This window comes from Streptomyces sp. Ru72, from assembly GCF_002920635.1.
Lineage (GTDB): Bacteria > Actinomycetota > Actinomycetes > Streptomycetales > Streptomycetaceae > Streptomyces.
Genome location: NZ_PQSR01000068.1, coordinates 1 through 25,097, shown reverse-complemented (window position 1 = coordinate 25,097; position 25,097 = coordinate 1). Strand labels below are relative to the sequence as shown.

The following is a 25,097-nucleotide window of genomic DNA, read 5'->3' as shown; positions in this document are numbered from 1 at the left end:
GGACCTCAGCGCGAGGTCAGCTTCCACAGGTGGTCGGCGGTGCCGTTGTCGGACCACTGAAGAACCTGCGCGCCGGAGGACGTGCTCATGTTGTTCACGCCGAGCAGGAGACCGCTGTTGTAGTTGGCGATCTTGTAGTAGCCGTCGCCGGACGGGATGAGCTGCCAGAGGTGGTCGTCCGTGCCGTTGTCGCCCCAGATCAGGGCCGTGCCGCCGTCACTGGTGCTCATGCTCTGGATGCCGAGCAGCAGACCGCTGGACTGCTGGACGATCTTGTAGAGGCCACGGCCCGCGGACACCAGGGTCCCGTTCTGGTCGGTGCCGGTGGTCGAGGTCGCCTGGACCACGGACGTGCCCTGGGCGGTGCCGGCGCTCTGGGTGTCCAGAGCCAGGCCGCTGTTCTTGTTGGTGATCTGGTAGCGACCGGCCAGCGAGGTGGAGGTGCCGGTGGGCGTGACGACGATGTGGTAGCCGTCGGAGGCGTTCATCGTCACCGGCACCGTGATCGAGCCGTTCGAGACCGTGTAGTCGGTGTCGGAGATGGTGATCGGGCCGGACACCGCCGTCGTGCGGCCCTTCGACGGCGTGTACTCCAGCTTCACGTGAACCGTGCCGCCGAACGCCGGCAGGGAGTTCAGGCCGTTGACCGTCACCGCGCAGGAACCGGTGCAGCCGCCCGCGACGACGCTGATCTGGTCGCCGGAGCCGTTGAGGGCGGCGAAGCCGTCGATGCCCGTCTGGGCCGGGGGCGTGGTCACGAGCATGTTCCCGGACATGTCGCCGTACCACTTGTACGCCCAGTAGGCGCCGTTGGGGGAACCGCCGGTGTCGGTGAGGGTGTCGCCGAGGGTGCCGTAGTGGTTCCAGAAGGCGAGCTCGGCGTCGTGCACACCGGCCCGCTCGAACTTGGCGGCGTACCCGATCAGCGGCCCGGGCACGCCGACCTCGCTCGTGGTGCCGTACTCTTCGATGGCGATCGGCCGCGGGCTGATGCCGAGGCTGGATTCCAGGGCGCGGTACGCCGACACGTCGGCGGCGATGCTGGACGCCCCCCCGAGCTCGTGCCAGGAGATGATGTCGGGCACGGTGCCGGAGGCCTTGGCGTCGGTGAGGAACTGGCTCATCCAGCTCTGGTTCCAATGCGAATAACTGGGGCCCTGGATGGGGGTCTTGGTGTCCTTGCTGCGCACCTCCTTGTACGTGCGCGCCCAGCCGGCGTCGAAGGCGCCCGCGTTGGTGGTGTCCCAGGTCCAGTCGGGCTCGTTCCACAATTCGTACGCGGCGATGTCGGTGGCACCCGACGCCTGCACGGACGCGACCTGCTTGTCCACGGCCGACAGCCAGTCGCTCCAACTGACCCACTTGTACGGGAAGTTCGGATACCAGTCCGGCATGCGGACGACGACCTTGGCGCCGGCCCGAGCGGCCTTGGGTGCCACGACCAGCGCGTCCCCGGCGGGCTTCGGCTCACCGTTGGGCAGCTGGGAGCCGCCCGGCGCCATCTGCACGAAGGTGTTCGGCTTCAGCGGGGTGACCAGGCTGTCGGCGGGGGTGGTGTCGTCGGCGAGGCCGTAGAGGCTGCCGGTGGCGACGTGCGTGACCGGGCGGAGGGTCTGGTTCGCGTTCACCACGAGGGTGGTCGAGGATGTCGGGGACGCCTGGACGGGGGCGGCCGTGGCGAGGCCGGCGGCGAGGACGGCTGTGCCGACGGCGGCGGTCAGACCGACGCGTCTGCGAGTGCGGCTCATGAAATTCTGTCTCCTGAGGAGAGGGAATCGGGGGGATGTCCGTCCTGGCCCGTCCGGGACGGACTCAGTCCTTCACCGCGCCCGCGGTCACACCCGCGGCCACGTAGCGCTGTGCGAGGACCAGCAGGACGGCTGCGGGGACGGACGCGACGACGGCGGTGGCCATGATCGCGTTCCACTCCTGGTTGTTGTTGCCGATGTAGTGGTAGATGCCGAGGGTGATCGGGCGCATGTCGCCGCCGCCGTCGAGGGTGTTGGCGAAGACGAAGTCGGACCAGGCCCACAGGAAGCTGAAGAGCGAGACGGTGACCACGGCGTTGCGGCTCACCGGGAGCACGACGGACCGGAAGGTGCGCCAGGTGCCGGCGCCGTCGATGCGGGCCGCGGCGATGAGCTCACCGGGGATGCCCGACATGAACGCCGTGAAGATCATGACGCCGAAGGGCACCGCGATGGTGGAGTCGGCGATGATCAGTCCCCACCAGGAGTTGAGCAGCCCGAGGTCGAGGAAGATGCCGTAGAAGCCCATCGCCATGACGATGCCGGGGATCATCTGGGCGACGAGCAGGGCGAGGCCGAGGAGTCCGCCGCCCCAGGGGCGCAGCTTGGCCAGCGCGAAACCGGCCGGCGCGGCCAGGACCAGGGTGAGGACGACGGTGCCCAGGCCGATCAGCAGGCTGGTGCCGAGGTAGGGCATCTGGTCGTTGAGGACGGCCCGGTAGCCCTCGAAGGTGGGGTGCAGCGGAAGGAGGTCGGGCGGGGTCTTGCGCATGTCCTGCTGCGGGGTGAGGGACACGTTGAGCATCCAGTACACCGGGAACAGCATCACGGCGGTGAGCAGGACGCCGATGGCGGTGTGGAGGCGCGAGCGCCGGGCGGTGCCGGGGCGGGCGGTCATGCTTCCTGCCTCCTCTGGACGCGGATGTACAGCAGCCCGAAGACGAGGGCGATGAGAATGAGGATGTTGCCGACGGCGGCGCCGGGGCCGAACTTCGGCAGGAGGGTGCCGAAGCCGAGTTGGTAGGACCAGGTGGCCAGGGTGGAGGAGGCGTCGCCGGGGCCGCCCTTGGTCATGATCCAGATCAGGTCGAACACCTTGAGGGTGTAGACGAGGCCGAGCAGCAGCGTGATCGCCGAGACCGGGCGCAGCAGCGGGAAGGTGACACGCCGGAACTGCTGCCAGGCGCTCGCTCCGTCCAGGGACGCCGCCTCGTACAGCTCCGCGGGGATGTTCTGCAGACCGCTGTAGAGGATGACCAGGTTGAACGGGATACCGATCCAGATGTTGGCGATGATGACCGACGTCAGCGCCCAGTCGGGGGAGTTGAGCCAGTCGACCGGTGACACGCCCACGAGGTGGAGGGCGTAGTTGATGACGCCGGACTCACTGTTGAACATCCACGACCAGGTCGACGCCGAGACGATCAGTGGGAGCAGCCACGGGATCAGGAACAGGGCCCTGAGCGTGCCGGCCAGTCGGAAGTGACGGTTGAAGAAGACCGCGAGGGCGAGCCCGGCCGCGTACTGGAAGGCGATCGACACGAAGGTGAAGACCATGGTGTGGCGTATCGCGGGGCCGAACGTCGGATCGTCGAGGACGGTCCTGAAGTTGTCCAGCCCGGAGAACGGCGCGTCGCCCGCCACGAACGACCGGACGGTGTAGTTGTGCAGGCTCAGGTCGAGGTTGCGGTAGAGCGGGTAGAGGTAGAAGGCGGCGAGGTAGACGACCAGCGGAGTGAGGAAGGCCAGCGCGGTGAGCCGGCTCCTGCGGCGCTGACGGCGCCGCAGTGCGGACGAGTCCTCGCCGTGGGTGGCGCCGGTCGCCCCGGACCTGGCCGGGGACCGCTGGGAGCGGCGGTCGACGCGGGCGATGGTCATGCGAACTCCTGAATGCGGGTGGCGTGTCCGGGGCGACTGCGTCCGGGTGTCAGCTCTTGCCCTTGGCGGCGGCCGTCTGCGCGGTGTCGAGGGCGTCCTTGGGGCTCTTGCTGCCGGACAGGGCCGACTGGACGGCGGTCCACATCGGCTGGGAGATGGTCGGGTACTTGGTCCCCAGACCGCCGCTGGTGCGACCGCGCGCCGCGGCCACCGCGTCCACCCACGGCTTCAGCGCGGGGTTCTGCTTCACCTGCTGGGCCTGGACCTCCTGGGTGGGGGCGACGTACATCAGGGTGTTGTCCGTGGAGAGAAGGTTGGCGGAGCTGGTCAGACACGTGACGATCTTCTTGCTGGCGTCGTAGCGTGAGGTGTCCTTCTGGACCGGGACGGTGACGAACTCGCCGCCGGTCGGAACGGGTGCCGAACCGCCGGTCTGCCCCGGGACGCTGATGACCCCGTAGGGGAACCCGGCCTTCGCCGCGTTGCCGAGCTGCCAGGTTCCGTTCTCGCCGAAGGCGTAGTCGCCGGTGGCGAACTCCTGCCAGCTGGTGGTCTGGGTGTTCTGCAGGACGTCCTTGGGCGCGTAGCCCTCGTCGACCCACTGCTTCCACAGCGACAGGGCGGCCACGCCCTTGGACGAGTCGAGCTTGGTGAGGTCGCCGCCGGCGCCCCAGAACCACGGCAGGAACTGGAAGCTGCCCTCTTCCGTGTTGATCGCGGAGAACGTGATGCCCTTCTTGCCGGCCGCCTTGACCTTCTTCAGGGCCGCCGTCAGGGAGGCCCAGTCCTTGATGGAGGCGGGGTCGACATGGGCGGCGGACAGGACCTTCTTGTTGTAGTAGAGGGCGAGGGTGTTGGCGCCGATCGGGACGCCGTAGGCGGATCCGTCGATGGTGCCCGCGCCGATGATGTTCTTCTGGATCGCGGACGTGTCCAGGCCGAGGTCGCTGGTCTTGTTGAGGATGCCCGCCTCCACCAGTGTGGAGACGACCGGGTTGTCCACGAGCATCACGTCGGGGGCGTTGCCCTGCTGCGCGGCCAGCAGGGCCTTGTTGCCCAGGTCCGTGGTGTCCATGCCGGTGCGCTTGACCTTGACGCCGGCGTCGGTACCGCACTTGGTGACGAGCTTGCCCCACGCCGAGGAGGCGTCGAACTGCGGGTACGGGTCCCAGAAGGTGTAGGTCGCGCCCGACTTGCCGGACGAGGACGAGGAGGAGCCCGAACCGCCGCTGCAGGCGGTGGCGGAGGCGAGGGTGCCGATGACGGCGACGGCGGCGAGCAGGGTGCGGCGGGTGTGTCTCACGGTTGACCTCGTTGTCTTGGGGTGGGGCGGGGCTGGAGGAGGGGGAGGAGGAGCGCGCTCAGGAGGTCGGCAGCCAGACGCGCATGCTGCCGTCCTGGCGGTTGGCCCAGGCGTAGTAAGGGATCGCGGTCAGCTCGACGGGCTCACCGGCCGAGGGCTCCTCGGCGCCCTCCGCGGTCCGGTACGGCCACCAGCCGGCGTGGGGGATGTGCCGTCGGTGCCCGGCGGCCACGACGGTGGTGACGCCGCCGAGAAGGTCCGGGCGGTGCTTGACGGCGAGCGGGCGGGTGGTGTCGATGACGATGTCGTCCAGGCCGCCGCCTGGGTGGTCGACCTGCTCCAGGCAGTACACGAGCGGCCCGCGTTCGATCGCCACACAGCCGCGTACGGCGTCCACCCGCGGGTCGGCCGCGGTGAGGCGGGGTTCGAGGGTGAGTTCGAGGACGACTTGGTCTCCGGGTGCCCAGGTGCGCTCCAGCCTCAGCCAGCCGTCGTCGACGGGCGCGTCGGTCTGGTCGTACGCCGTGTCGCCGACCCGGACCCGGTACTCGCGGCACCACTGCGGGACGCGCAGGGACAGCGTCCAGGGCCGCTCCTCGGGGGCCTCCTCGACGGTGAGGGCGATCGCGCCGTGCCAGGGGTAGTCCGTCACGGCGCTCATGGCGACCGGGACGCCGCCGATGTCGCCCTCGTAGCGGCCGGTGACGTACTGGTGGATCTGCAGGCCGGTGTCATCGCAGGTGGCGAGGTAGTGCTCCAGGGAGGCGAGCAGGCGCATGACGTTCGGCGGGCAGCAGGCGCAGCGGAACCAGCGGGTGCGGCGGGCCGACTGGTCGCCCCCGGTGTCGGTGTGACCGTCACGCACCTGAAGCGGGTTGACGTACAGCCAGCGCTCGCCGTCCAGGGAGACACCGGCGAGGAAACCGTTGTACAGGGTGCGCTCGATCAGGTCCGAGTAGCGTGCCTGGCCGGTGAGCAGGGCCATGCGCCAACTCCACTGCACGGAGGCGATGGCGGCGCAGGTCTCGCAGTAGGCGCGCTCGTTGGGCAGCTCGAACGGGTCGCCGAAGTCCTCCTCGTCGTGGTGGGCGCCGAGTCCGCCGGTCAGATGGGTCTTGGTGGCGGTCATCGCCTGCCACAACCGCTCGGCGGCGGAGCGCAGTTCGGCCTCCCCGGTCTCGGTCGCCAGGTCGGCCGCGGCGGCCAGCAGATAGAGCTGGCGTACGGCGTGTCCCTCGACGTTGGTGGCCTCGCGCAGCGGTACGCGGTCCTGGCAGTACGCCTCGCCGCCGAGCAGGCCGTGACCGTGGCGGTCGACGAAGTAGGCGGCGAGGTCCAGGTAGCGGTGTTCGCCGGTCTCCCGGTAGAGCTCGACCAGGGCGGTCTCCACCTCGGGGTGACCGTCGATGCCGTCGATGGGCCTGCCGCTGCCGGGCGGACCGAACACCGAGTCGATGTGGTCGGCGAAACGGCGGGCCACATCGAGCAGTTCGGTGCCTCCGGTCGCCCGGTGGTGGGCCACCGCGGCCTGGATCAGATGGCCGGCGCAGTAGAGCTCGTGGCCCCAGCGCAGGTCCCCGTAGCGCTTACCGCCCTCGCGGAGCTGGAACCAGGTGTTGAGGTAGCCGTCGGGCTGCTGGGCGTCGGCGACCAGCGCGACGATCCGGTCCACGGCGTCGGCTAGTTCACCGTCGTCCTCGGGCTCCGTCCGCTGGGCGAGCTGCCAGGAGGCGGCCTCCAGCCACTTGTAGACGTCGGAGTCCTGGAACGGGTACGTGCCCTGGAACTCGCCCTCGGCGGTGCCCGCGACCACCCGCAGGTTGTGCAGGTTTCCCGCCGACTCCAACAGGTGGGGGCCCTGCGGGATGGAGGTGCGTGCGTTGACCTCGCGGCGGGCGTGCCAGAAGCCCTCGCGGATGCCGGCGGCGGCGGGCCGCAGCGCGGTGTGGGCCCCCGGACCGGGGCGGACCGGGCCCGGGGAGGGCGGGGTTGTGCGTGTGCGAGGCATGGTTCTCCGGGGTGCGTCGCGGGACGGTGGCAGCCGACGCGGTCGCTTCGGCTGCGAGGAGGCAAGGAGACGAACAAGCGAAGCGGTGCATGTTTGAGCAACCGTTTTTCTGCGGTGAAAGTAGTGGACAGAAGCAGGCGGCGGTCAAGAGGTATGACACGATATTTTTCCGCTTGCTCACGGGCTGGCGCTCAGGCCGACGCTGCTGTCAGGATGATGCGCACCGTTACCCCCGAGGAAAAGGTTTGCCCGTGACTCCTGCTGCAGGCCTCCCCTCCGCCGGCCGGGCCAAGCTCGCCGATGTCGCCGCCCTGGCGGGCGTCAGCGTCGGCACGGCGTCGAAGGCGCTGAACGGCGGCGGCAGGATGCGTCCCGAGACCCGGCAGCGAGTGCTGGACGCGGTGGAAGCGCTGGGCTTCCGACCCAACCAGCACGCCCAGAGCCTGCACACCGGCCGCAGCTGGACGGTCGGACTGATGACGACGGACGGCATCGGCCGGTTCAGCACCCCGGTCCTGCTCGGCGCCGAGGACGCCCTCGGGGCTGGGAAGATCTCCGTGCTGCTGTGCGACACGCGCGGCGACGCCATCCGGGAGCAGCACCATCTGCGCAACCTCATGGACCGGCGGGTCGACGGCATCATCGTCACCGGCCGCCGCACGGACCCCCGCCCCCCGCTGACCGGCATCGAGTCGGTCCCCATCGTCTACGCGCTCTCGCCCTCCACCGACCCCGCCGACACCTCGGTGGTCTCCGACGACCAGGGCGGGGCGCACCTCGCCGTCGACCATCTGCTGGCCACCGGGCGTACCCGGATCGCGCACATCACCGGTCCGGAGCACCACGCGGCGGCCCGCGACCGGGCCCGCCACACCATCGAGCACCTGGAGGGCTCCTCACTCCGACTCGCCACCGGGCGTGTCCACTTCGGCGAGTGGAGCGAGGCATGGGGCCGCCGCGCCGCCGACGCCGTCCTGCGCACGGCACCGGACACGGACGCCTTCTTCTGCGGCAACGACCAGATCGCCCGGGGCGTCACCGACACGCTGCGCGAACGCGGGGTGAGCGTGCCCGGTGAGATCGCGGTCTTGGGCTACGACAACTGGGACACCATGGCCCTGGCCAGCCGCCCGCCCCTGACCACCATCGACATGAACCTCGCCGAGATCGGCAGGATCGCCGCGCTGCGCCTGCTGGAGGCCATCGATGCGGAGCCCGCACCGGGCCTGCACACCGTGCCGTGCCGGTTGGTGGTGCGCGAGTCGAGTTGAGAGCCACCGGCTGCACAGCGGTGACCGCTGACCTGCGCTGACGAGTCATGAACGCCGGTCCCCGGGGCGTCTGCGATGCGGTCAACCACCGATCGCCTGTTTTGCGATACTTAGGCCAATTGGGCCGATTGGGTCATTCGCTCACAGGGTGATGATGTGGTGACACACAGAGATCAGGCCGAGGGACTGCCGTTCCACGAGCCCGCTGTGGCCCGGGTCCGCGCCGTGGCTCAGGGAGCGGCCCTGATGAGCGCCGCGTTCGGCGTGGTGGGCCTGTCCGGCTGGGTCCTCGACATCGCCGTGCTGAAGAGCGTGCTGCCCGGCGTCGCCGCGTCCATGAAGCCGAACACCGCGGTGGCCCTGCTGGCGCTGGGCCTCTCCACGTTCATGCTGGCTCGCCGCCCCATGACCCCGCGGAAGACCAATACCGCCTGTGCGGCCGCGGTCGTGGCAGCCGTGATCGGCGGGCTCACCCTTCTCGAGTACCTGACCACGGCGAACGCAGGCATCGATCAACTTCTCTTCAGGGACGACACCGCGCGGGTGGCGACCGGGGCGCCCGGACGGATGGCGCCGAACTCGGCTGCCGCACTGACGCTCGGGAGCGTGGCGGCACTGTGCGGGAGCAGATTCCGACTGCCCGCCTGGACGAGTCAGATCCCCGCACTGGCCGTCCTCGCCCTGGGCATGCTCCGGCTCTACGGCTTCGCCTACGCCGTGCCCGAGCTGGAGCGGTTCGGCCCTTACACCGGCATGGCCCTGCACACCGCGCTGGCCCTGGTGCTGCTCGGCATCGCCGCCTTCCTGGCCCGGCCGGACGAAGGCCCAGCGGGACTGCTGATGAACGCGGGCACCACGGGCGCGCTGGGCCGACGGCTGTTCGCCACCATCCTGGTCGCGCCGCCGCTGCTGGGCTGGGGAGTCCTGGCCGGTGAGGACGCGGGTCTGTACGGGAAGCGTCTGGGCACCGCCCTGCTGGTGTGCGGCCACGTGATCGTGTTCACCGTGGTCGTCTTCGCCGCTCTGGTCGTGGGCCGGCGTATCGAGGTGGCGCACGCGCGTGCCGAATACCAGGTGCGGCAGAACGAACTGCTGCAGGCGTTCATGGACCACACGCCCGCGGTGATGTTCATCAAGGACCTGGACGATCGCTTGCTGGCGCTCAACACGAGGTTCGAGGAGAGCACGGGACTGTCCCGCGAACGGATTCTGGGCCGGCGGGAGCAGGAGGTCCTGCCGCCTGACATGGCGCGTCACATGCGGGCCGCCGGCCTCGACGTGCTGGCACGGGGCAACCCCGTGCAGCAGCAGGAGCATGTCGACCTGCCGGGAGGTCCGCGGGACTTCCTCGCCACGGTGTTCCCGCTCAACGATCCGAACGGCGCGCCCTACGCCGTGGCCGTCGTGCTCACCGACATCACGGAACGAGTCGCGGCCCAGTGCGAGGTGGAGCGGGCGAACCGGCGCTTCCACGCGCTGCTGGAATCCGCACCCGACGCCACCTTGATCACGGACGGCGATGGCGTCATCGTCATGGCCAACGCACAGGTGGAGCCACTGTTCGGTCGTGCATCGGCCGGCGTCGTCGGCACCAAGGTCGAGGACCTGGTGCCCGGCCCGCAGCGCCCACTGCACCGCGCGCTCCTGCGCCGGTATCTGCAGCTGCCCGACCCGAAGCCGACGGTACTGGACAGGGGTCTGCACGGGGTGCACAGCGACGGCAGCGAGTTCCCTGTAGAAGTGAGCATCAGCACTTCCCAGGCCGAACAGGAAACTCTCGTCTTCCTCACCGTTCGGGACATCACCGAACGCAGGCAGGCCGAGGCCGAACGCGCCGAGCGCTACGAGCAGCAACGACGCATCGCCTACACGCTGCAGCACAGCCTCATGGGCGAGCCGCCCCGCCTGCCGCACCTGCCCAGCGCGCACCGGTACCTGGCCTCCGTCCAGGACCCCGGAGTCGGCGGCGACTGGTTCGACATCATTCCTCTGGACCAGAACCGGACCGGCGTCGTCATCGGCGACGTGATGGGCCGGGGCCTGGACGCGGCGGCCGTCATGGGCCAGCTGCGCGCCGCCGCCCACGCCCTGGCCCGCACGGGTATACCGCCGTGGCGGCTCATGACCGGGCTGGACGCGTTCGTCAACGACCTGGCGGACCAGCTCGTCACGTGCTGCTACCTCGTGATCGACCAGGGCGCCCGCGAGGTCAGCCTGTGTTCGGCCGGGCACCTGCCGGTCATCGCAGTGGATCGTGAAGGCGTCACCCGCCGGCTGCAGGCACCGGTCAGCGTGCCGCTGGGCGTCAACGACCTGTGTGGCGGCGGACTGTCGTTCCGGGAGACGACCCGTCGGCTGTCACCGGGCAGCACACTCGTCCTTTACACCGACGGACTGGTCGAGAGGCCCGGCACCGACATCGACGCCCAGATCGACGTCCTCGCCCACACCCTCGGCACATCGCTGAAGGGCGCTCCGGCCGACCCGGAGATCCTCGACGAGGCCGCGGCCCGGCTGATCGAGACCCTCATACCGGACACGGCCGCCCATGACGACGACGTGACGCTGCTCCTGATCGGCGTGCCCGAGCCGGACGCGACCACCGTGGGCCCGACCGCAGGGGAAGTCGGATGCCGGCCACGCGCTGACAGGTCGCCGGGGCCGGCGTGACCACGTCCTACCGCCGCCACCGCGGGCGGGCCGCCCGGTCGCCCCGTCAGTCGGGCAACGTGCCGCCGTCACGCCAGGGTTCGCGTGCCGGTACGGCGGCCCGCATCGACCTCAGCGCCAGCAGCAGGACGCCGATGTCGTCCAGGTACACGGGATCGGGCAACAGGTCGGCCGGGAGCACCAGGTACAGGACCGCGCCCCAGAACAGCCAGCGCGGGCCGGTGGGCAGACCGGCACGGCGCAGGTCGCGGCGGGTGCGGACCAGCCGTCGCAGCAGGGCGAGGGCCACGCCGAGCAGGGCCGCCGCGAGGACGGCGGCGACGGCGAGCGCGGCCCAGGTCGTGGAGTCCATGCGCAGCTCCGGGCATCCGTAGGAGTCGTCCTCTCCTACGGATGCCCGCTTCGCGGTGGACTGTGCGCGTGCTGGACCGAACGCCCCGGACGGCGGCGGAGGAAAGGCGGTCGTGACGGTGCGTCAGTGCCCGGGGCGTGCCAGGTTGCTCTCCATCAGCGCCTGGCTGACGGCGCGTACGCTGCGCGCGATGTGCTGCAGCTGCATGACCTCGGCGGCGTACATCCTGATCGTGTGCTCGATGACCGACTCCGGCAGACCGAGAGCCGGCAGCTCCGCGCGGGCCGTCTGCAGTGCGGTGCGGGCCACCCGCACCTCGTTCTGGACCTGGATCTGGGCGTGCCGCGCGAGCAGGACGGGATGACGGATCAGGGCCGGGTAGCTGGCGTAGCGGGCGGGCACGAGTTCCCGCAGCCACTTGGCCGCCGACCGCTCCCAGTCGTAGCTGCCGGGGGTTTTGACCTGGCACGGCCAGTCCGAGCTGATCGGCGAGTACGTCGTCAAGGCCATGATGTTCGCTTCCGGGTCACGTCGGCTCAGGGTGCTGCGGCGACTTCGGGGGCGGCTCCGGTCTAGGGGAGGGCCGGAGCCGCCACCGGGGATGCCCGCGCAGCGGGGCCCGGCCGGACACCCGGAGCCCGTGGGTAGGAGCGGACGACTCCGGTGTGTCCGTACGGCGCGTCCCGGCTGTACCGGTCCGCGATCCGCGAGAAGTATTTATATATACCGGCGGATACGCAAGGACATGAAAAAATTCATGTTGTATTTGGTGCGAGAGATCCTGTTTGGCGGGATGGTCGGTCCGGCGCCCGGCCCGGTCAGTCCTTGAGGAAGAACTGGTGCTGGTCGGCGATCTGCTCGTACTCCTCCAGGCGCGCCTGCGTCCGCTCCGGATCGGCGTCGGTCATCGCCTGCAGCAGCGCCGCGGCCATCAGCCCGGGGGCGGCGTAGGAGTCGAACACCAGGCGGGAGCCGGTGCCGGTGGCGAACACGACGTCGGCCTCGTCCGCGAGCGGACCCAGTCCCAGATCCGTGATCAGGGCCACCTTGAGCCCCGCGCTGCGCGCCACCCGCACCGCGGTCAGGCTCTCCTGGGCGTGCCGGGGCATCCCGAAGGCCAGCACCCAGGTGCCGCCGGCCTCCCGTGACTGCAACATCGCGTCGTAGGCGACGGTCCCGCCCCGCGTCACCAGCCGTACGTCGGGATGGATGCGCCGCGCCCCGTAGGCGAAGTACTCGGCGAGGGAGGCGGAGATCCTCAGGCCCATCACGGTCAGGGGCGTCGACTCCGACAGCGCCCGCCCGATCCGGATCACCTGGTCCGGATCGGCGAAGTCCCGGCGCAGGTTCTCCAGGTTCTCGATCTCGGCGTCCACGGCCGCCTGCAGCTCGTTGGCCGTCTGCTCCGCCGGCGTACCCGGGCTGCCGAGGGTGCTCAGGGCGATGGACTGCAACTTCTCCCGCAGCGCGGGATAGCCGCTGAAACCGACCGCCGCGGCGAACCGGGTCACCGAAGGCTGGCTCACACCCACCCGCTCGGCCAGGTCCGTGATCGACAGGAACGCGGCCTCGGTGATGTGCTCGATCAGGTACTGGGCGATCCGGCGGTGCCCCGGGGACAGCCGGGGACCGTCGAACAACTCTCTGAGCTGGGACGTCGGGCTGGCACCCGCTTCCGGGGCCGTCTTGCCCGCAGTGATCGCAGATGCCTGCGCGCGTGCCTGCTGCGGCGATGGCACCGGACCTCCTCCGTCGTGTCCCAGGGCCTTCAACATAGCTCACGGACGGCGCTGACCAGGGGGCTTGGAGCCCATATCGCGGACTGCTCGCCGACAGGCGGGCCGGGGACGCGCGCCGTACCGTCGTGCATGGGCCCCTTGGGGCGGGGTACCCGCGTCGGCCGTCCGGTCGGCCCATCGGTCTGCCATCGCGAGGAGAGGAGCGGCCGTGAACGCGTCCGAAACGCACGCACCACAGGTCGAAGTAGTGGTCAGCGACTGCTCGGCGACGGATGCCGGGAACTTGTTCGCCGAACTGTGCCGGCACTTCGGCTCGGACCGAGACGCCGAGGAGGCGCCCCACGAGGCGCACACGTCCCGGCCCACGATGTGGACAGGGACGTTCGACACGTCGGCCACACGCGGCACGGACGAGCGCCAGTCACCGCCACGGCCGCTGTCCGGCCCGGTCAAGGCCGAGCTCCAGGGCGAGCCCAGGGCCGTGGAGCGACTGCGCCGCGCCCTGGACGAGCTCTACGCCGTCCACCAGCTCGGCGTGGTCGCCGGGGACCAGGAGGTCGACGTCGAGCTGCGGCTGGAGAGCCGGACGCGGCCCTGAACGTCACATCCGGGCACCACGCCGGCGCGTCGCCGCGTGGACCAGTAGGGCGGGGCGCGGAGGGAAGAGAACCATCCGCGGCCGCCCCCGTCCACGGCTGGCACCGGTCTGTGGCCTGCACCGGTCTGTGGCCTGCACCGGTCTGTGGCCTGCACCGGTCCGCGGCCTGCACCGGTCTGTGGCCTGCCGTCGTCGCACGGCTTGCCTTCGTTCCGCGCGCCGTCCGCGTGCTCGGCAGCGGCGGCCCGTTCCAGGTGCCGCCCCGCCGTTCGGCGGGGGATTCCCGCCGAACGGCGCGTACCGCGGCGACGGGGCGGCGGGCACCATGAACGGCACTGGCCACAGGGGCGTGGCCATGACGCGAGGAGCAGCCATGACCGCCGAGCCGACGACCTCCCCGGCACCCGCAGACGCCGAGCCCGTCTTTCCGCCGCCGCCCTTCGATCCGGAGCTGGCGGCCGCGCTCGAACTGATCGGCGAGCAGTTGTCCCCGGGCTTCCCGCCCGAGGCCATCCCCGAGGTGCGCGCCGGCATGATCGTCCCCCCGCCCTCCGACGAAGAGCTTCGCCGCGGCGGTGCCTTCGAGGTGGAGGAGCGGGCGGTGCCGGGACCGGCCGGCGCGCCCGATGTCTCCCTGCTCGTCTGCCGGCCCACGGGTGCGACCGGTCCGCTGCCGGCCGTCTACCACGCGCACGGGGGCGGGATGATCCTCGGCACCAACCGGTTCGGCGTGGACGAGGCGCTCGACTGGGCCGAGGAGCTGGGGCTGGTCGTGGTCTCCGTGGAGTACCGGCTGGCCCCCGAGCATCCGCACCCGGCCCCGATCGAGGACTGCTACGCGGGCTTGAAGTGGACCGCCGAGAACGCCGAGGAGCTCGGCATCGACCCTGAGCGCATCATCGTCGCCGGCGGCAGCGCGGGCGGCGGCCTCACCGCGGCGCTGGCCCTGCTCGCTCGGGACCGCGGCGGTCCGGCCCTGCTGGGCCAGATGCTGATGTGCCCGATGCTGGACGACCGCAACGACTCGGTCTCCGCCCACCAGATGGCCGGGCGCGGCGTATGGGACCGCACCGCGAACGCCACCGGCTGGGGCGCTCTCCTCGGCGACGCGCGCGGCGGCCCGGACGTCTCCCCGTACGCCGCCCCGGCCCGTGCCACCGACCTGTCCGGCCTGCCGCCCGCCTTCATCGACGTCGGTTCGGCGGAGACCTTCCGCGACGAGGACGTCAGCTACGCCACCCGCATCTGGCAGGCGGGCGGACGCGCCGAACTCCATGTGTGGCCCGGCGGGTTCCACGGCTTCGACGGCTTCGCCCCGCAGGCCCTGCTCTCCCAGGAGGCCCGAGCGGCCCGGTTGCGCTGGCTGCGGCGGCTGCTCAGCGCCTGACCGGCCAGGGGTGCCTTGCGGATCGGCGCGGAGTGGCGGATCCGCAAGGCACCCCTGCGCCCCTCCCCAGCGGGGCGAGCGGTCCGCGGCGCCGGGGATCCGGCTGTGGATCCGGCCCCGGAGCTTGGCAGACGCCCTGCTCACCCGCAGGATGGTGCCCGTGAAAGAGCTGGCAGGACGGCTCGCGGCACTCGATCCCGATGCGGGCGCCGCGCTGCGCGTCATCGCGTACTTCGACCGTCTGACGGAGGAGCGTGCGGGCCTCGAGGCCCTGGTGCGCGGCGCCGCGGTCCTGTCCGGCAGCCCGGCCCGGCTGGTCGACGAACGGCGCGGCGTCCGCGTTCGTGTCGAACCCGACGGGCGCCGCCACGACACGGCGGACCCCCCCCACCCCGCCTGGCCGAGGGCGACCCTTGCGGCGGGCACCGATGTCGCTGCGGACGACCCGGAGCAGGCCGGGCTGTGGCTGGAGCACCCCGGCCCGGCCGACGGCGTCCACGCCATGATCCTGGAGCGGGCCGTGGCAGCCGTCCGCCTGGTCCTGGACCGCACCCGGGGCCGGGCACCCGCCGACGACCCGGCGCTCCTGGAGACGCTGCTGGACGCCTCGGCGCCGCCGGCCGTACGGGTGAGCGCGGCGGCCCGGCTGGGACTCCACGCCGAGCAGCGGGTACGGGCCGTCGCGCTGTACGGCGGCGGCGCCCGCGTCGAGCCGGCCGAAACCGTGCGAGGGCCGGCGGGGGAGGAGCCGCGGGCCGGCATAGGTCCCGCGGTGGAGCCCGTACGACTGCCCGAGTCGTGGGCCGCCGCCCGCACCGCGCTTCGCTTCACCGCCGAGGGCACCACGCACGACCCCGGCCCGCGCACCGTCCACGCGGACGACCTGGGCGGACTCGCCCTGCTCGCCGGGGCGGTCGGCCCGGACACCCCGCAGATCCCGGACCTGCTCGCGCTAAGGCGGGCCGTCGCCGAGGCCCCGTGGGCCGCCGCGACCCTGCACGCCGTGGCGTCCGCGCCCAGCCTGCGGTCCGCCGCCGCGGAGCTGACGGTCCACCACTCCACGCTGCAGGAGCGTCTGGCCCAGCTGGAGCATGTCCTCGGCTGGGACGTGCACTCCCCGCAGGGCCGGCTGCGCCTGCAACTCGCCCTGGCGATACGGAGACTGCGGCGTTCCACGCCGGAGACCGCCGGCTGACCGCCTAGGCGAACAGCCGGTCCAGAAAGGGGTTGCCGAACACGCGGTGCGGGTCGAGCCGGGAGAGCACAGCGGACGTCTGGGTCCAGGACGGCCCGTCGCCGAACGAGTCGGGCACGGCGTCGTGCAGCACGTCCGGGTCCGCCCACGCCGCCTGGTCCGTGTACGCCCACCCCTTGGACCACTCCACGCGCGCGAGGCCCACCCCGCCGTCGTAGGTGTCGAGCAGGAACCGCTCCAGCTCCCGGTAGAACTCCTCCGCGTGGGGTGTGCCCGGCAGGGTGAGCACGTCGAGCCAGACCGCGGTGTCCCACTCCGGGTGATCGGCGCGCGGCCGCAACGCCGACAGCGACGGGGCCCGGGCGCCGGTGAGCCCGACGTCGGCGGGATCGTCGAGGCCCGTCACACGGATCTCGACCTGGCCGTTGACCGGGAAGCGCCCGCGTGCGGCGTACGCGGTGAGCCGTTCCCGGTAGAAGGAGGTGAACTCGTGGACTACGCGCTGCACTCCGTCGCGTGAGGTGAGGACCGCGTAGCCGTTGGCGGTGACCCGCAGCGTCGTGGGTCGGATGTACAGCAGCGTGTTCTTGGACGGCCCCCACAGGTCCGCGGAGAGCGTGGCGGTCAGACCGAGCACGGCGGCGTCCAGCTGTGCGTTGCCCAGCTCGGGCGCGAGGTACCAGGCGGCGTCGGACACCATCCGTCCCGCGAGGTCCGCCACGAGTGTGGGCACGTGGTCGGAGAACGGGTAGTTGTACGGCGACGTCACCGGCCGCGAGGTGAGCGGGCGTCGTGGGGCGACGCTCCACACCTTCAGCCAGGGGAACTCCGTGAAGGCGAACCAGATCGCCTCCGCCCGGCCCGTCTCGTCCAGGAACCGCGCGAAGGTCCGGCCGTCACTGCCGGGCGCGGCGAAGAGCTCGGCGGCCGGGACGTCGGTGCGGCTGACGCAGCGGAGGTTGGTGTTGACGCCCACGCGCAGCACCACCTCGGTGACCAGGGCGCGGCCGAGATGGGTGAGCAGCGCGGCACCTTCGGCCTCGTCGCGCCGGTACGTCCGCAGGACGTATGCGTCACTGTCCTCGTCCCACACCACCGCGGTCAGGGACAGCACGAGGTTGCTCAGCGAACCGTAGGTGTGCCCGGGCAGCCGGCTCTCGCCGTGGGCCGGGACCGCGGTGCCGTGGGCGTCGACGGCCAGGGCACCGCCGAGGGTCAGGTCGCCGGGTGCCGGTGCCGCGGTCAGACCCAGGCCGTGGTCCTCCAGGAAGCCGAGCAGGGCCTCGAGAGTGACGCCGGTGCCGGCCCGGACGGCGGCCGGATCGGTGGACTCCAGCGACAGTCCCGTGAGATGGGTGGCGGTGTCCACGAGCAGCACGGGCGACCCGGCCCCCGTGCCGGCGGGGATCGTCAGGGGCGACCAGCCGTGGGAACAGCCGCGGGCGCGGACCGTCCAGCCCTGCCGCCGGGCCCAGTCGACCACTTCCACGACCTCTCGCGCGTCCACCGGCGCACAGGCCCACAGTCCGTGGGCGGTGATCTCCCCGACCCAGTTGCGGTATGCCGTGCGGTACAGGCCGACGTCCGGCGGGAATCCGGGCAGCTCGTCCGCGGCGGCGATGCCTTGCGTCAGGACCGGGGAGGCGGCGGCCAGAGAGGCGGCGGTCAGCAGGAAACCCCGGCGCGTCCAGGAGGCTTCCGCTCCGCCTGCGGCGGGAGGGGGACCGGCTCGTGGTTCGGTCATGTCCTTTACCGTAGGCGCCAGTTGACACGTGTCTCCCTCCTGTCACATCAATTCACTCGTATGGGTGATGGAGATGTATCCGGTGTGGGAGGGGCGTTCCTGGTGGGCCCGGGTGCGGATGACACACTGACCGCATGGAAGAGCGAGAATTCCGCAGGTCGGGGCAGCACGCCTCGGTGATCGGCCTCGGCACCTGGCAGCTGGGCGCCGACTGGGGCGACGTCGACGACAAGGACGCCCACGAGGTGTTGGAGGCCGCGGCCGAGTCCGGGGTGACCTTCTTCGACACCGCCGATGTGTACGGCGACGGACGCAGCGAACAGGCCATCGCCGCCTTTCTGCACGGCAGGCCGGACCTGCACGTGCTGGTGGCGACCAAGATGGGCCGCCGCGTCGACCAGATCCCGGAGAACTACGTCCTCGACAACTTCCGGGTCTGGAACGACCGCTCCCGCCGCAACCTCGGCGTCGACCGCATCGACCTGGTACAGCTGCACTGCCCGCCGACGCCCGTCTACTCCTCCGACGAGGTGTACGACGCCCTGGACACCCTGGTCGAGGAAGGCCGCGTCGCCGCCTACGGAGTGAGCGTCGAGACGTGCGAGGAGGCGCTGACCGCGATCGCCCGGCCGAACGTGGCGAGCGTGCAGATCATCCTCAACCCGTTCCGTATGAAGCCGCTGCGTGAGGTCCTCCCGGCCGCGCGGGAGGCCGGCGTGGGTATCATCGCCCGGGTGCCGCTCGCCTCCGGCCTGCTGTCCGGCAAGTACACCAAGGACACCGTCTTCGCCGCGAACGACCACCGCTCCTTCAACCGGCACGGTGAGGCCTTCGACCAGGGCGAGACCTTCTCCGGTGTGGACTTCGCCACCGGTGTGGAGGCGGCGGCCGAGTTCGCCGCGCTCGCGCCGGAAGGCTGCACGCCGGCCCAGCTGGCGCTCGCCTGGATCCTCCAGCAGCCCGGCGTGACCACGGTCATCCCCGGCGCCCGCTCCGCGGACCAGGCCCGCGCCAACTCGGCGGTCGCCAAGCTGCCCCCGCTGCCGCGCGAGACGCTCGACGCGATCCGGGACCTGTACGACCGGCGGATCAAGGAGCAGGTCGAGGACCGCTGGTAGCCGTCCGCCGCCTCGGCCTGTTCCGCCCTCACGCCTTCAGGCCGTCAGGGCGGAACGGGTCGCGCGGGACGTGCCGCGCGCGGCGGCCCGGACCCGGTAGACGGTCTTCGACCGGTCGACCACCGGGTCGCCGAGCAGGATCCGCCCCGCCGCGCACAACGCGTCGCACTCCTCTGTCGGCAGGGCCACGGGACGGCCGTCGGTCTGCCAGTAGCCGTACCGGCGCCGCCCGTTCCCATGCACCGTCAGGAAGACCGCCAGGCGCTGGTCCATGATCAGGCGCAGCACTTCGGCGGCACGGGAACTGAGCCGAGGGCGCGTCATGGTCGGTCGGCCTTTCCGGGGGCAGGGCGGTGATCCTCCCGCCCGGAAGGCGAGATGATCTTTACCCCGCATTGTTGCCGAGGGCACTGACAGCGCGCATCCGGCGTGCCGGGGACGCCCCGTGACGTGACGGGGTTGCGTCTCGGGTATGTGACGACCTTCACCCTCATGTGTCGGAAAGTGATGAATTCCTTACAGGGGGGAGACGTAAAGATTTGGGAAGTGGCAACCCAAGACCGTGGAGGTTTCACGTGCGACCGTTCACCCTCAATTACGCCGTGCCCAGGGGGGCTCAGGCCACGGTGACGCCGTACCGCTTCGACGCCTCACGGCAGTTGAACGTGCTTGCGGACGGTCGCCCCGCCGTCAGTGACCGTGCCCTGCTGCTGGCGGCCGGCACGACGACGTCGACGGCGGGTTCCCAGACGCATTTCGACGACTGACGGCACGGACGGATGACGGTTCTCATCCTCACGTCGGAACAGGACGTGACGGCCGACATGGTGGTGGCCGAGCTGCACGAGCGGGCTGTGCCCGTGATGCGCCTGGACCCCGCCGACCTCCCGGGCAGGGCGGTGCTGTCGGCCGACTACTCGCACGGCGACTTCGACGGCTACCTCTCGGTGGGCGGGCACGTCCTGAGCATGGGTGGCCTGCGCTCGGTGTGGGTACGCCGGCCCGGCGAACCGGCCGCCCACGCCGCGGAGCCCTCGACCTGGCTGACCGCGGAGACCCGCCAGGCCCTGTACGGCATGCTCTGCTCGGCGTCCACACGGTGGATGAACCACCCCCGCAACGCCGAGCAGGCCCGCTACAAGCCGTGGCAGCTGCGGATCGCCCATCTCAGCGGCTTCGCCGTGCCGCCGACCGTCGTCACCACGGCGCCGCGCGTGGCCCAGCAGTTCGCCGAGGAGTACCGGGACGTGGTGGTGAAGTCGGCGTCGGGGCCGCCGCCTGACCACCCCGAACTGGCCCTTCCGACGACGCTGATCGGCCCGGACGCCGACTTCTCCGCGGTCGCGGCCGGACCGGCCCTGCTGCAGCGCTACATCCCCAAGCGCGCCGACATCCGGCTGACCTGCGTCGGCGCGCGGCTCTTCGGCGCCCGCAAGAGAGCGGCGCCCGGGCAGGTGGACGGCCGGTACGGCGACACCGAGTACTCCTGGGAACCGGCCGTGGTGCCCGACCGCATCGTGAAGTCGGTCCAGGAGTACCTGGCGCTGGCCGGCCTCGCGTACGCCGCCTTCGACTTCGCCGAGGACGGGGAGGGCGTGTGGTGGTTCCTGGAGTGCAACCAGGGCGGCCAGTTCGGCTTCATCGAACTGGAGACCGGCCAGCCGATAGCGGAGTCGATCGCCCACTGGCTGGCCCGGCGCGCACCCGACCGGCAGCCTTCGGAAAGCCGTTGGTGATCGCGGAGCCGACGCGGCGGAGGACCCGATCCGTACGGATCAGCCGCGCGGCCCCGTTCTGCGGCGGGACCCCGGCAGCAGATGCGGGGCGTGGTCCGCGGCCGTGTCCCGCAGTCGCCTCATCGGCGGCAGACGTGGGAGCGGCGGACGCGTTCGCAGTTTCGTGCAGTACGTGCACAACGGCCGCCGGTGGACGACCACTTCGTCCCGCGCCACCGTCACCGCGTTCCCCACTCCACTCGACGCCGTACGGAAAGTCCACTCACCCGGCCGGCGGCCGGAACGTTCTCAGGAACACGTCCAGTGCCTGCTCGTCGGCGGTGCTCTGCGCGTCCGCCGCCGGAGTCGTCCAGCGCAGGGAGCAGCCGCGGCCGTCGCCGAGGAGGAAACCCCGGCCGAAGGTGCGTACCCGGACGCCGTTGACCGTGGACAGCCACACCATGTCGGCGCCCTTGTGCCCCTGATAGGTCACGGCGCGGATGTCGCCCACCCGTGTGTAGTCGGCGTACGTGCTCTTCAGGGACGGCTCCAGCCTCCGCCACACCGCGACCGGATCCGTACCGAGCCGCACGCTGTAGGTGACCGCCAGTGTGCGAGGGTCCCCGCTCGCGCCGAACGTCACCCGGTAGGTGCCCTCGGCGGCCTTGAGGGTGTCGATGGGCTTCCATCCCTGGGGCAGGTCGATGGAGAAGCCCTCCGGCGCGTCGTAGCGGCGGAAGGTCGTCGCCGGCTTCCTGGTGGTGGGCGACGACGGGGGTGCGGACGGTGCCGGTGCCGTACTCGTCGTGGGAGGAGTCGTACCGTCGGTGCCGTGCCCGGACGGCGCGGCGGGCCGCGAGGGCGCGACGGAGCGCGACGGCTCCGTCCCGGTCGCCGACGCGCCGCCCCCCTCCGAACCGACCGTCGCGACGAGGATCGCGACCGAGGAGGCCACGAGTACGAGCCCCGCCCCCACGAGCACCGACCGGCGCACGGCCGGTCTGGCCCAGGCCCGCCCCGCCCGGTGGGCGACCAGCCACGCTCCCCTCAGGCGCGGCATCAGTGTCTCCTGCGTGGGCTCGTCGAGGTCGTCGCTCACGATGCGCACCAGCGAGGCGCGCACCGCGGATTCAGGGACCCGCTCCAGGGCGTCGCGGCGCAGCAGCCCCGTGATGGCCGGGGCCAGCGGCCCGGCGCTCAGCGGAGGGCGCAGCGGCAGCCGGTCCACGGCGCGCAGCGTCGCTTCGACCGGGCCCCGGTCCCGGAACGGCGGACGGCCCTCCACCATCGCGTACAGCAGCGCTCCGAGCGCCCATTGGTCCGCCGCCGGCCCGGCGCTCGAACCGCGGGCCTGCTCGGGGGAGGCGTACGACGGCGCGGTGACCCGCTGGGTGACCGACGAGCCGATCAGTCCGAACCCGGTCACCACGACCCGGCCCCCCTCCTGCACGAACACCTGCCCGGGGCTGAGGTCCCCGTGGGTCACGCCCCGCCGGTGGGCGGCGTCCAGGACGTCGAGGATGCCGAGGCCGATGCGGGCGGCACGCACGTGGTTCAGGGGACCGCGTTCCAGGATCTCCCCGAGAGGCGTGCCGTCGATCCGCTCCGTCACGGTCCACAGGACACCGTTGTCGTCGACCACGTCGAGGACGGTGGCGATCCGGCCGGGACACAGCGACTCCATGGCCTCCGACTCGCGCAGGATGCGGGCGATCGTGCGGCGCGAGGTGACCTCGGGCCGCAGTGGTGCGAGCCGCGACTCGGTGAGGGTGACCGGCCGTGCGAAGTCCGCGTCCTCGCCGAGCCACACGGTGCGCCCCTGCTCCCGGTGGACGACTTCGAGCGTCCGGTACCGTCCGGCGACCAACTCCCGTGTGGAGACCTGCCCGTCGTCCATCGTCATCCCTCGCAGCGCACCGGACTCTCCCTTTCCCGGATGTACGGCGGACGTGACGGTGGGTGTTCAAAGAAAGGCGATTTTCTGCGAGCCGGATTTCCCCGACCCGCCGCGCACCGCTCACACGTGCGAAAACGAGTCCCTTTTGCTACTGGCCGGTAGTTTACCGTCGGTTACCTCAACGGTCGCGCCGATGTACGACTCTGCGAACGCGGCCGCGGCTGCGGGGGAGTGGAACAGCCGTCGCAGCCGGGCGATGGCGCTGCCCGCGCGGAACGGATCACCCGACGAGGGCCCGTGCAGCAGCTCCGCGAACCACTCGGAGAACTCCTGGTACTCCCACACGCGCCGCAGGCAGGCCGCCGAGTAGCCGCGCAGGCCGCCGGTGTCACCTGCGCGGTGGTAGGCGATCAGCGCGTCCGCGAGCAGCAGCGCGTCGTGCAGGGCGAGGTTCATGCCCTTCGCTGCGATCGGAGCGACCAGGTGGGCCGCGTCGCCCGCGAGGAACAGCCGCCCGCAAGCCATCGGCTGGACCACATAGTTGTGCATGTCCAGGACGCGCTTCTCGATCAGCCGCCCTTCGGTCAGTGGCGGCGCCCCGGCGACGGACAGCCGTTCCCGCAGCTCCGACCAGACACGCTCGTCCGGCCAGTTCTCCGGGTCGTCACCGGGCGGCACCTCGAGGTAGTAGCGGGTCACCTGCGGGCTGCGCGCCATGTGGGCGGCGAAGCCGCGCGGATGGACCCCGAAGACGACGCAGTCCGACGACGGCGGCGCCTCGGCGAGCAGTGCCAGCCAGCCGACCCCGTGGTCGAACCGCGCGAGGTGCGCGCGCTCCGGCGGCAGCGCGGCCCGGGTGACACCGCGGGCGCCGTCGCAGCCGGCGATCACCTCACATGTGATGCGCCGGTGCTCACCGGAGTCCGGATCCGTGTACGACACGGACGGCTCGTCGGTGTCGATGCCGTGCACCTCCACGTCCCGCACACCGAACCGTATGTCGCCCCCCTTGACGTCCGCGTACTCGCGTACGAGGTCGGTGACGAGTAGCGGCTGCGGGTAGACGAAGTGGTGGTGGCCGGAGATCTCCGTGTACGGGAACCGGAGCCGCTCCCCCTCGGCGCGGAACTCGCACTCGCTGTGCGTCTGCGCCGTCTCCAGCAGCCGCCCGGCCAGCCCGTGCCGCTCGAGAGCCCGCACGGCCCACTCCTCGAGGAACCCCGCCCGGGGCCGCTGTTCGATGAACTCCCTGCTCTCCGCCTCCAGGACGACGCAGTCGACGGAGGCGTCCCGCAGGACGTTGGCGAGCGTCAGCCCGGCGGGACCGGCGCCGACGATGACGACGGGCACGCGCGGCTCGGGCGGGGGAACGGGGGCGGGGGAGGAGTCGATCATCCGGTCATTATGGCGGCGTACCGTCAATCCCTCGCAGGGCAGGCGCCGTTGCGCCTGCCCACCCCGTTGTCACGGCCTCAGCCCAGGGCCTCCCGCAGGGCCGGCAGAAGCTCCTTGCTCGACCACTCGATGTACTCGGGCTGCGACTCGCCACCGATCTGCACCAGCGCGATCTCCGTGAACCCGGCCTCGGCATAGGGCCGTACGGCCTGAACGAAGTCCGCCGGGTCGTCGCCGCACGGAATGGAGGCGGCCACGTCGTCGGGCGTGACGAACTGGGTGGCCGACGCGAACGAATCCGGATGCGGCAGCTCGGAGTTGACCTTCCAGCCGCAGCCGAACCAGCGGAACTGCTCGTGCGCCCGCCGGATCGCCGCGTCCCGGTCCCGGTCGTAGCAGACCGGCAGCTGCCCGACCCGCGGCTTGCCCTCGCCGCCGTGCCGGTCGAACGCGGTCAGCAGATCCGGCTTCGGCTCTGTGGCGATGACCAGGTCGGCGAGCCGGCCCGCGAGCGCACAGGACCGCTCGCCGGAGACGGCGACACCGATCTGCGGCGGCTCCTCCGGCAGGTCCCACAGTCGCGCCGAGTCCACGCTGAAGTGCTTTCCGCGCCGGCTGACATGGCCTCCGCCGAACAGGTCGCGGATGATGCCGACCGCCTCTTCCAGCATCTCGTGCCGCACCTCCACCGAGGGCCAACCCCGGCCCACCACGTGCTCGTTGAGGTTCTCGCCGGCGCCGAGCCCCAGCCGGAAGCGGCCCTCGGACAGCAGCTGCATCGTCGCCGCCTTCTGGGCCACCACCGCGGGGTGATAGCGGACGGTCGGACAGGTCACATACGTCATCAACGGGATGCGCGAGGTCGCCTGGGCGGCGGCGCCCAGCACGCTCCACGCGTACGGGGCGTGCCCCTGCTCCCTCAGCCACGGGAAGTAGTGGTCGGAGGTCACGGAGAAGTCGAACCCGGCCTCCTCGGCCCGCACCACATGGTCGACGAGCTCGCGCGGTCCCGCCTGTTCGGTCATCATCGTGTATCCGATTCGCACCATAAAGCGCGGGTTCCCGGTTGGAAGGGGCGA

The 25,097-nt window shown here is 71.4% G+C and carries 21 protein-coding genes; 8 read left to right on the top strand and 13 right to left on the bottom strand.

The genetic code is table 11. The annotated features are described in order from the left end of the window. Positions 1 to 5: 5 nt before the first annotated feature. From C3488_RS26735 to C3488_RS26715, 5 genes are all read right to left on the bottom strand, one after another. Positions 6 to 1,748, bottom strand: coding sequence for an RICIN domain-containing protein (locus C3488_RS26735; RefSeq protein WP_103843481.1), 1,743 nt, complete (start codon positions 1,746 to 1,748; stop codon positions 6 to 8). Positions 1,749 to 1,812: 64 nt separating this feature from the next. Continuing rightward, entirely contained in the window at positions 1,813 to 2,646 is an 834-nt protein-coding gene (locus C3488_RS26730; RefSeq protein ID WP_103843480.1) for a carbohydrate ABC transporter permease, read from the bottom strand. Then, entirely contained in the window at positions 2,643 to 3,626 is a 984-nt protein-coding gene (locus C3488_RS26725) for a carbohydrate ABC transporter permease (RefSeq protein ID WP_103843479.1), read from the bottom strand. Before C3488_RS26725 ends, C3488_RS26730 begins: the two co-directional genes overlap by 4 nt. 49 nt (positions 3,627 to 3,675) lie before the next feature. Next, positions 3,676 to 4,929 carry an extracellular solute-binding protein gene (locus C3488_RS26720; protein ID WP_103843478.1) on the bottom strand — a complete coding sequence of 418 codons (1,254 nt, stop codon included), beginning with the start codon at positions 4,927 to 4,929 and terminating at the stop codon, positions 3,676 to 3,678. A gap of 58 nt (positions 4,930 to 4,987) precedes the next feature. After that, positions 4,988 to 6,937 (bottom strand): glycoside hydrolase family 127 protein, encoded by a 1,950-nt coding sequence (locus C3488_RS26715; protein WP_103843477.1) that lies wholly within the window; start codon positions 6,935 to 6,937, stop codon positions 4,988 to 4,990. Positions 6,938 to 7,188: 251 nt separating this feature from the next. Between C3488_RS26715 and C3488_RS26710 the strand changes: the two genes are divergently transcribed. Further along, a complete protein-coding gene (locus tag C3488_RS26710) occupies positions 7,189 to 8,208 on the top strand; it encodes a LacI family DNA-binding transcriptional regulator (protein WP_103843476.1) in 1,020 nt (339 codons plus the stop codon). A 159-nt stretch (positions 8,209 to 8,367) separates the two neighbouring features. After that, positions 8,368 to 10,878, top strand: a complete 2,511-nt coding sequence (locus C3488_RS26705; RefSeq protein ID WP_146067925.1) for a SpoIIE family protein phosphatase — start codon at positions 8,368 to 8,370, stop codon at positions 10,876 to 10,878. A 46-nt stretch (positions 10,879 to 10,924) separates the two neighbouring features. Here C3488_RS26705 and C3488_RS26700 read toward each other — a convergent pair whose 3' ends face one another. The 3 genes from C3488_RS26700 to C3488_RS26690 all read right to left on the bottom strand — a co-directional run bounded on the left by C3488_RS26700 (position 10,925) and on the right by C3488_RS26690 (position 12,969). Further along, positions 10,925 to 11,230, bottom strand: coding sequence for a DUF1232 domain-containing protein (locus C3488_RS26700; protein WP_103843474.1), 306 nt, complete (start codon positions 11,228 to 11,230; stop codon positions 10,925 to 10,927). A 123-nt stretch (positions 11,231 to 11,353) separates the two neighbouring features. Then, a complete protein-coding gene (locus C3488_RS26695) occupies positions 11,354 to 11,740 on the bottom strand; it encodes a hypothetical protein (RefSeq protein WP_103843473.1) in 387 nt (128 codons plus the stop codon). A 308-nt stretch (positions 11,741 to 12,048) separates the two neighbouring features. Next, positions 12,049 to 12,969 (bottom strand): MurR/RpiR family transcriptional regulator, encoded by a 921-nt coding sequence (locus tag C3488_RS26690; RefSeq protein ID WP_103843472.1) that lies wholly within the window; start codon positions 12,967 to 12,969, stop codon positions 12,049 to 12,051. Positions 12,970 to 13,177: 208 nt separating this feature from the next. Between C3488_RS26690 and C3488_RS26685 the strand changes: the two genes are divergently transcribed. The 3 genes from C3488_RS26685 to C3488_RS26675 all read left to right on the top strand — a co-directional run bounded on the left by C3488_RS26685 (position 13,178) and on the right by C3488_RS26675 (position 16,149). Next, complete coding sequence (locus C3488_RS26685; RefSeq protein ID WP_103843471.1) at positions 13,178 to 13,567, top strand: hypothetical protein; 390 nt, start codon at positions 13,178 to 13,180, stop codon at positions 13,565 to 13,567. A gap of 373 nt (positions 13,568 to 13,940) precedes the next feature. Next, on the top strand, positions 13,941 to 14,954 hold the full coding sequence (locus tag C3488_RS26680; protein ID WP_103843470.1) for an alpha/beta hydrolase: 1,014 nt from the start codon (positions 13,941 to 13,943) through the stop codon (positions 14,952 to 14,954). A gap of 160 nt (positions 14,955 to 15,114) precedes the next feature. Continuing rightward, positions 15,115 to 16,149: a helix-turn-helix domain-containing protein gene (locus C3488_RS26675; protein WP_103843492.1), complete on the top strand. Its 1,035-nt coding sequence runs from the start codon at positions 15,115 to 15,117 to the stop codon at positions 16,147 to 16,149. A gap of 4 nt (positions 16,150 to 16,153) precedes the next feature. On the opposite strand, the gene C3488_RS26670 is transcribed toward C3488_RS26675, so the two are convergent. Next, positions 16,154 to 17,893, bottom strand: coding sequence for a cholesterol oxidase substrate-binding domain-containing protein (locus C3488_RS26670; RefSeq protein WP_103843469.1), 1,740 nt, complete (start codon positions 17,891 to 17,893; stop codon positions 16,154 to 16,156). 134 nt (positions 17,894 to 18,027) lie between these two features. Between C3488_RS26670 and C3488_RS26665 the strand changes: the two genes are divergently transcribed. Then, a complete protein-coding gene (locus C3488_RS26665; RefSeq protein WP_103843468.1) occupies positions 18,028 to 19,011 on the top strand; it encodes an aldo/keto reductase in 984 nt (327 codons plus the stop codon). 36 nt (positions 19,012 to 19,047) lie between these two features. Here C3488_RS26665 and C3488_RS26660 read toward each other — a convergent pair whose 3' ends face one another. Then, entirely contained in the window at positions 19,048 to 19,335 is a 288-nt protein-coding gene (locus C3488_RS26660) for a hypothetical protein (protein WP_146067924.1), read from the bottom strand. Between the two features lie 251 nt (positions 19,336 to 19,586). Here C3488_RS26660 and tgmA point away from each other — a divergent pair, with 251 nt between their 5' ends. Beyond that, entirely contained in the window at positions 19,587 to 19,778 is a 192-nt protein-coding gene (gene tgmA / locus C3488_RS26655) for a putative ATP-grasp-modified RiPP (RefSeq protein ID WP_103843466.1), read from the top strand. Positions 19,779 to 19,790: 12 nt separating this feature from the next. Further along, positions 19,791 to 20,747 carry an ATP-grasp ribosomal peptide maturase gene (gene tgmB, locus C3488_RS26650; protein ID WP_103843465.1) on the top strand — a complete coding sequence of 319 codons (957 nt, stop codon included), beginning with the start codon at positions 19,791 to 19,793 and terminating at the stop codon, positions 20,745 to 20,747. Positions 20,748 to 21,009: 262 nt separating this feature from the next. Here the strand turns inward: tgmB and C3488_RS26645 are convergent, their stop codons facing one another. The 3 genes from C3488_RS26645 to C3488_RS26635 all read right to left on the bottom strand — a co-directional run bounded on the left by C3488_RS26645 (position 21,010) and on the right by C3488_RS26635 (position 25,067). Further along, on the bottom strand, positions 21,010 to 22,629 hold the full coding sequence (locus tag C3488_RS26645) for a serine/threonine-protein kinase (RefSeq protein ID WP_103843464.1): 1,620 nt from the start codon (positions 22,627 to 22,629) through the stop codon (positions 21,010 to 21,012). 114 nt (positions 22,630 to 22,743) lie between these two features. Next, a complete protein-coding gene (locus tag C3488_RS26640; protein ID WP_103843463.1) occupies positions 22,744 to 24,018 on the bottom strand; it encodes a 4-hydroxybenzoate 3-monooxygenase in 1,275 nt (424 codons plus the stop codon). A gap of 77 nt (positions 24,019 to 24,095) precedes the next feature. Further along, on the bottom strand, positions 24,096 to 25,067 hold the full coding sequence (locus C3488_RS26635; RefSeq protein ID WP_103843462.1) for an LLM class F420-dependent oxidoreductase: 972 nt from the start codon (positions 25,065 to 25,067) through the stop codon (positions 24,096 to 24,098). Between the last annotated feature and the right edge of the window lie 30 nt (positions 25,068 to 25,097).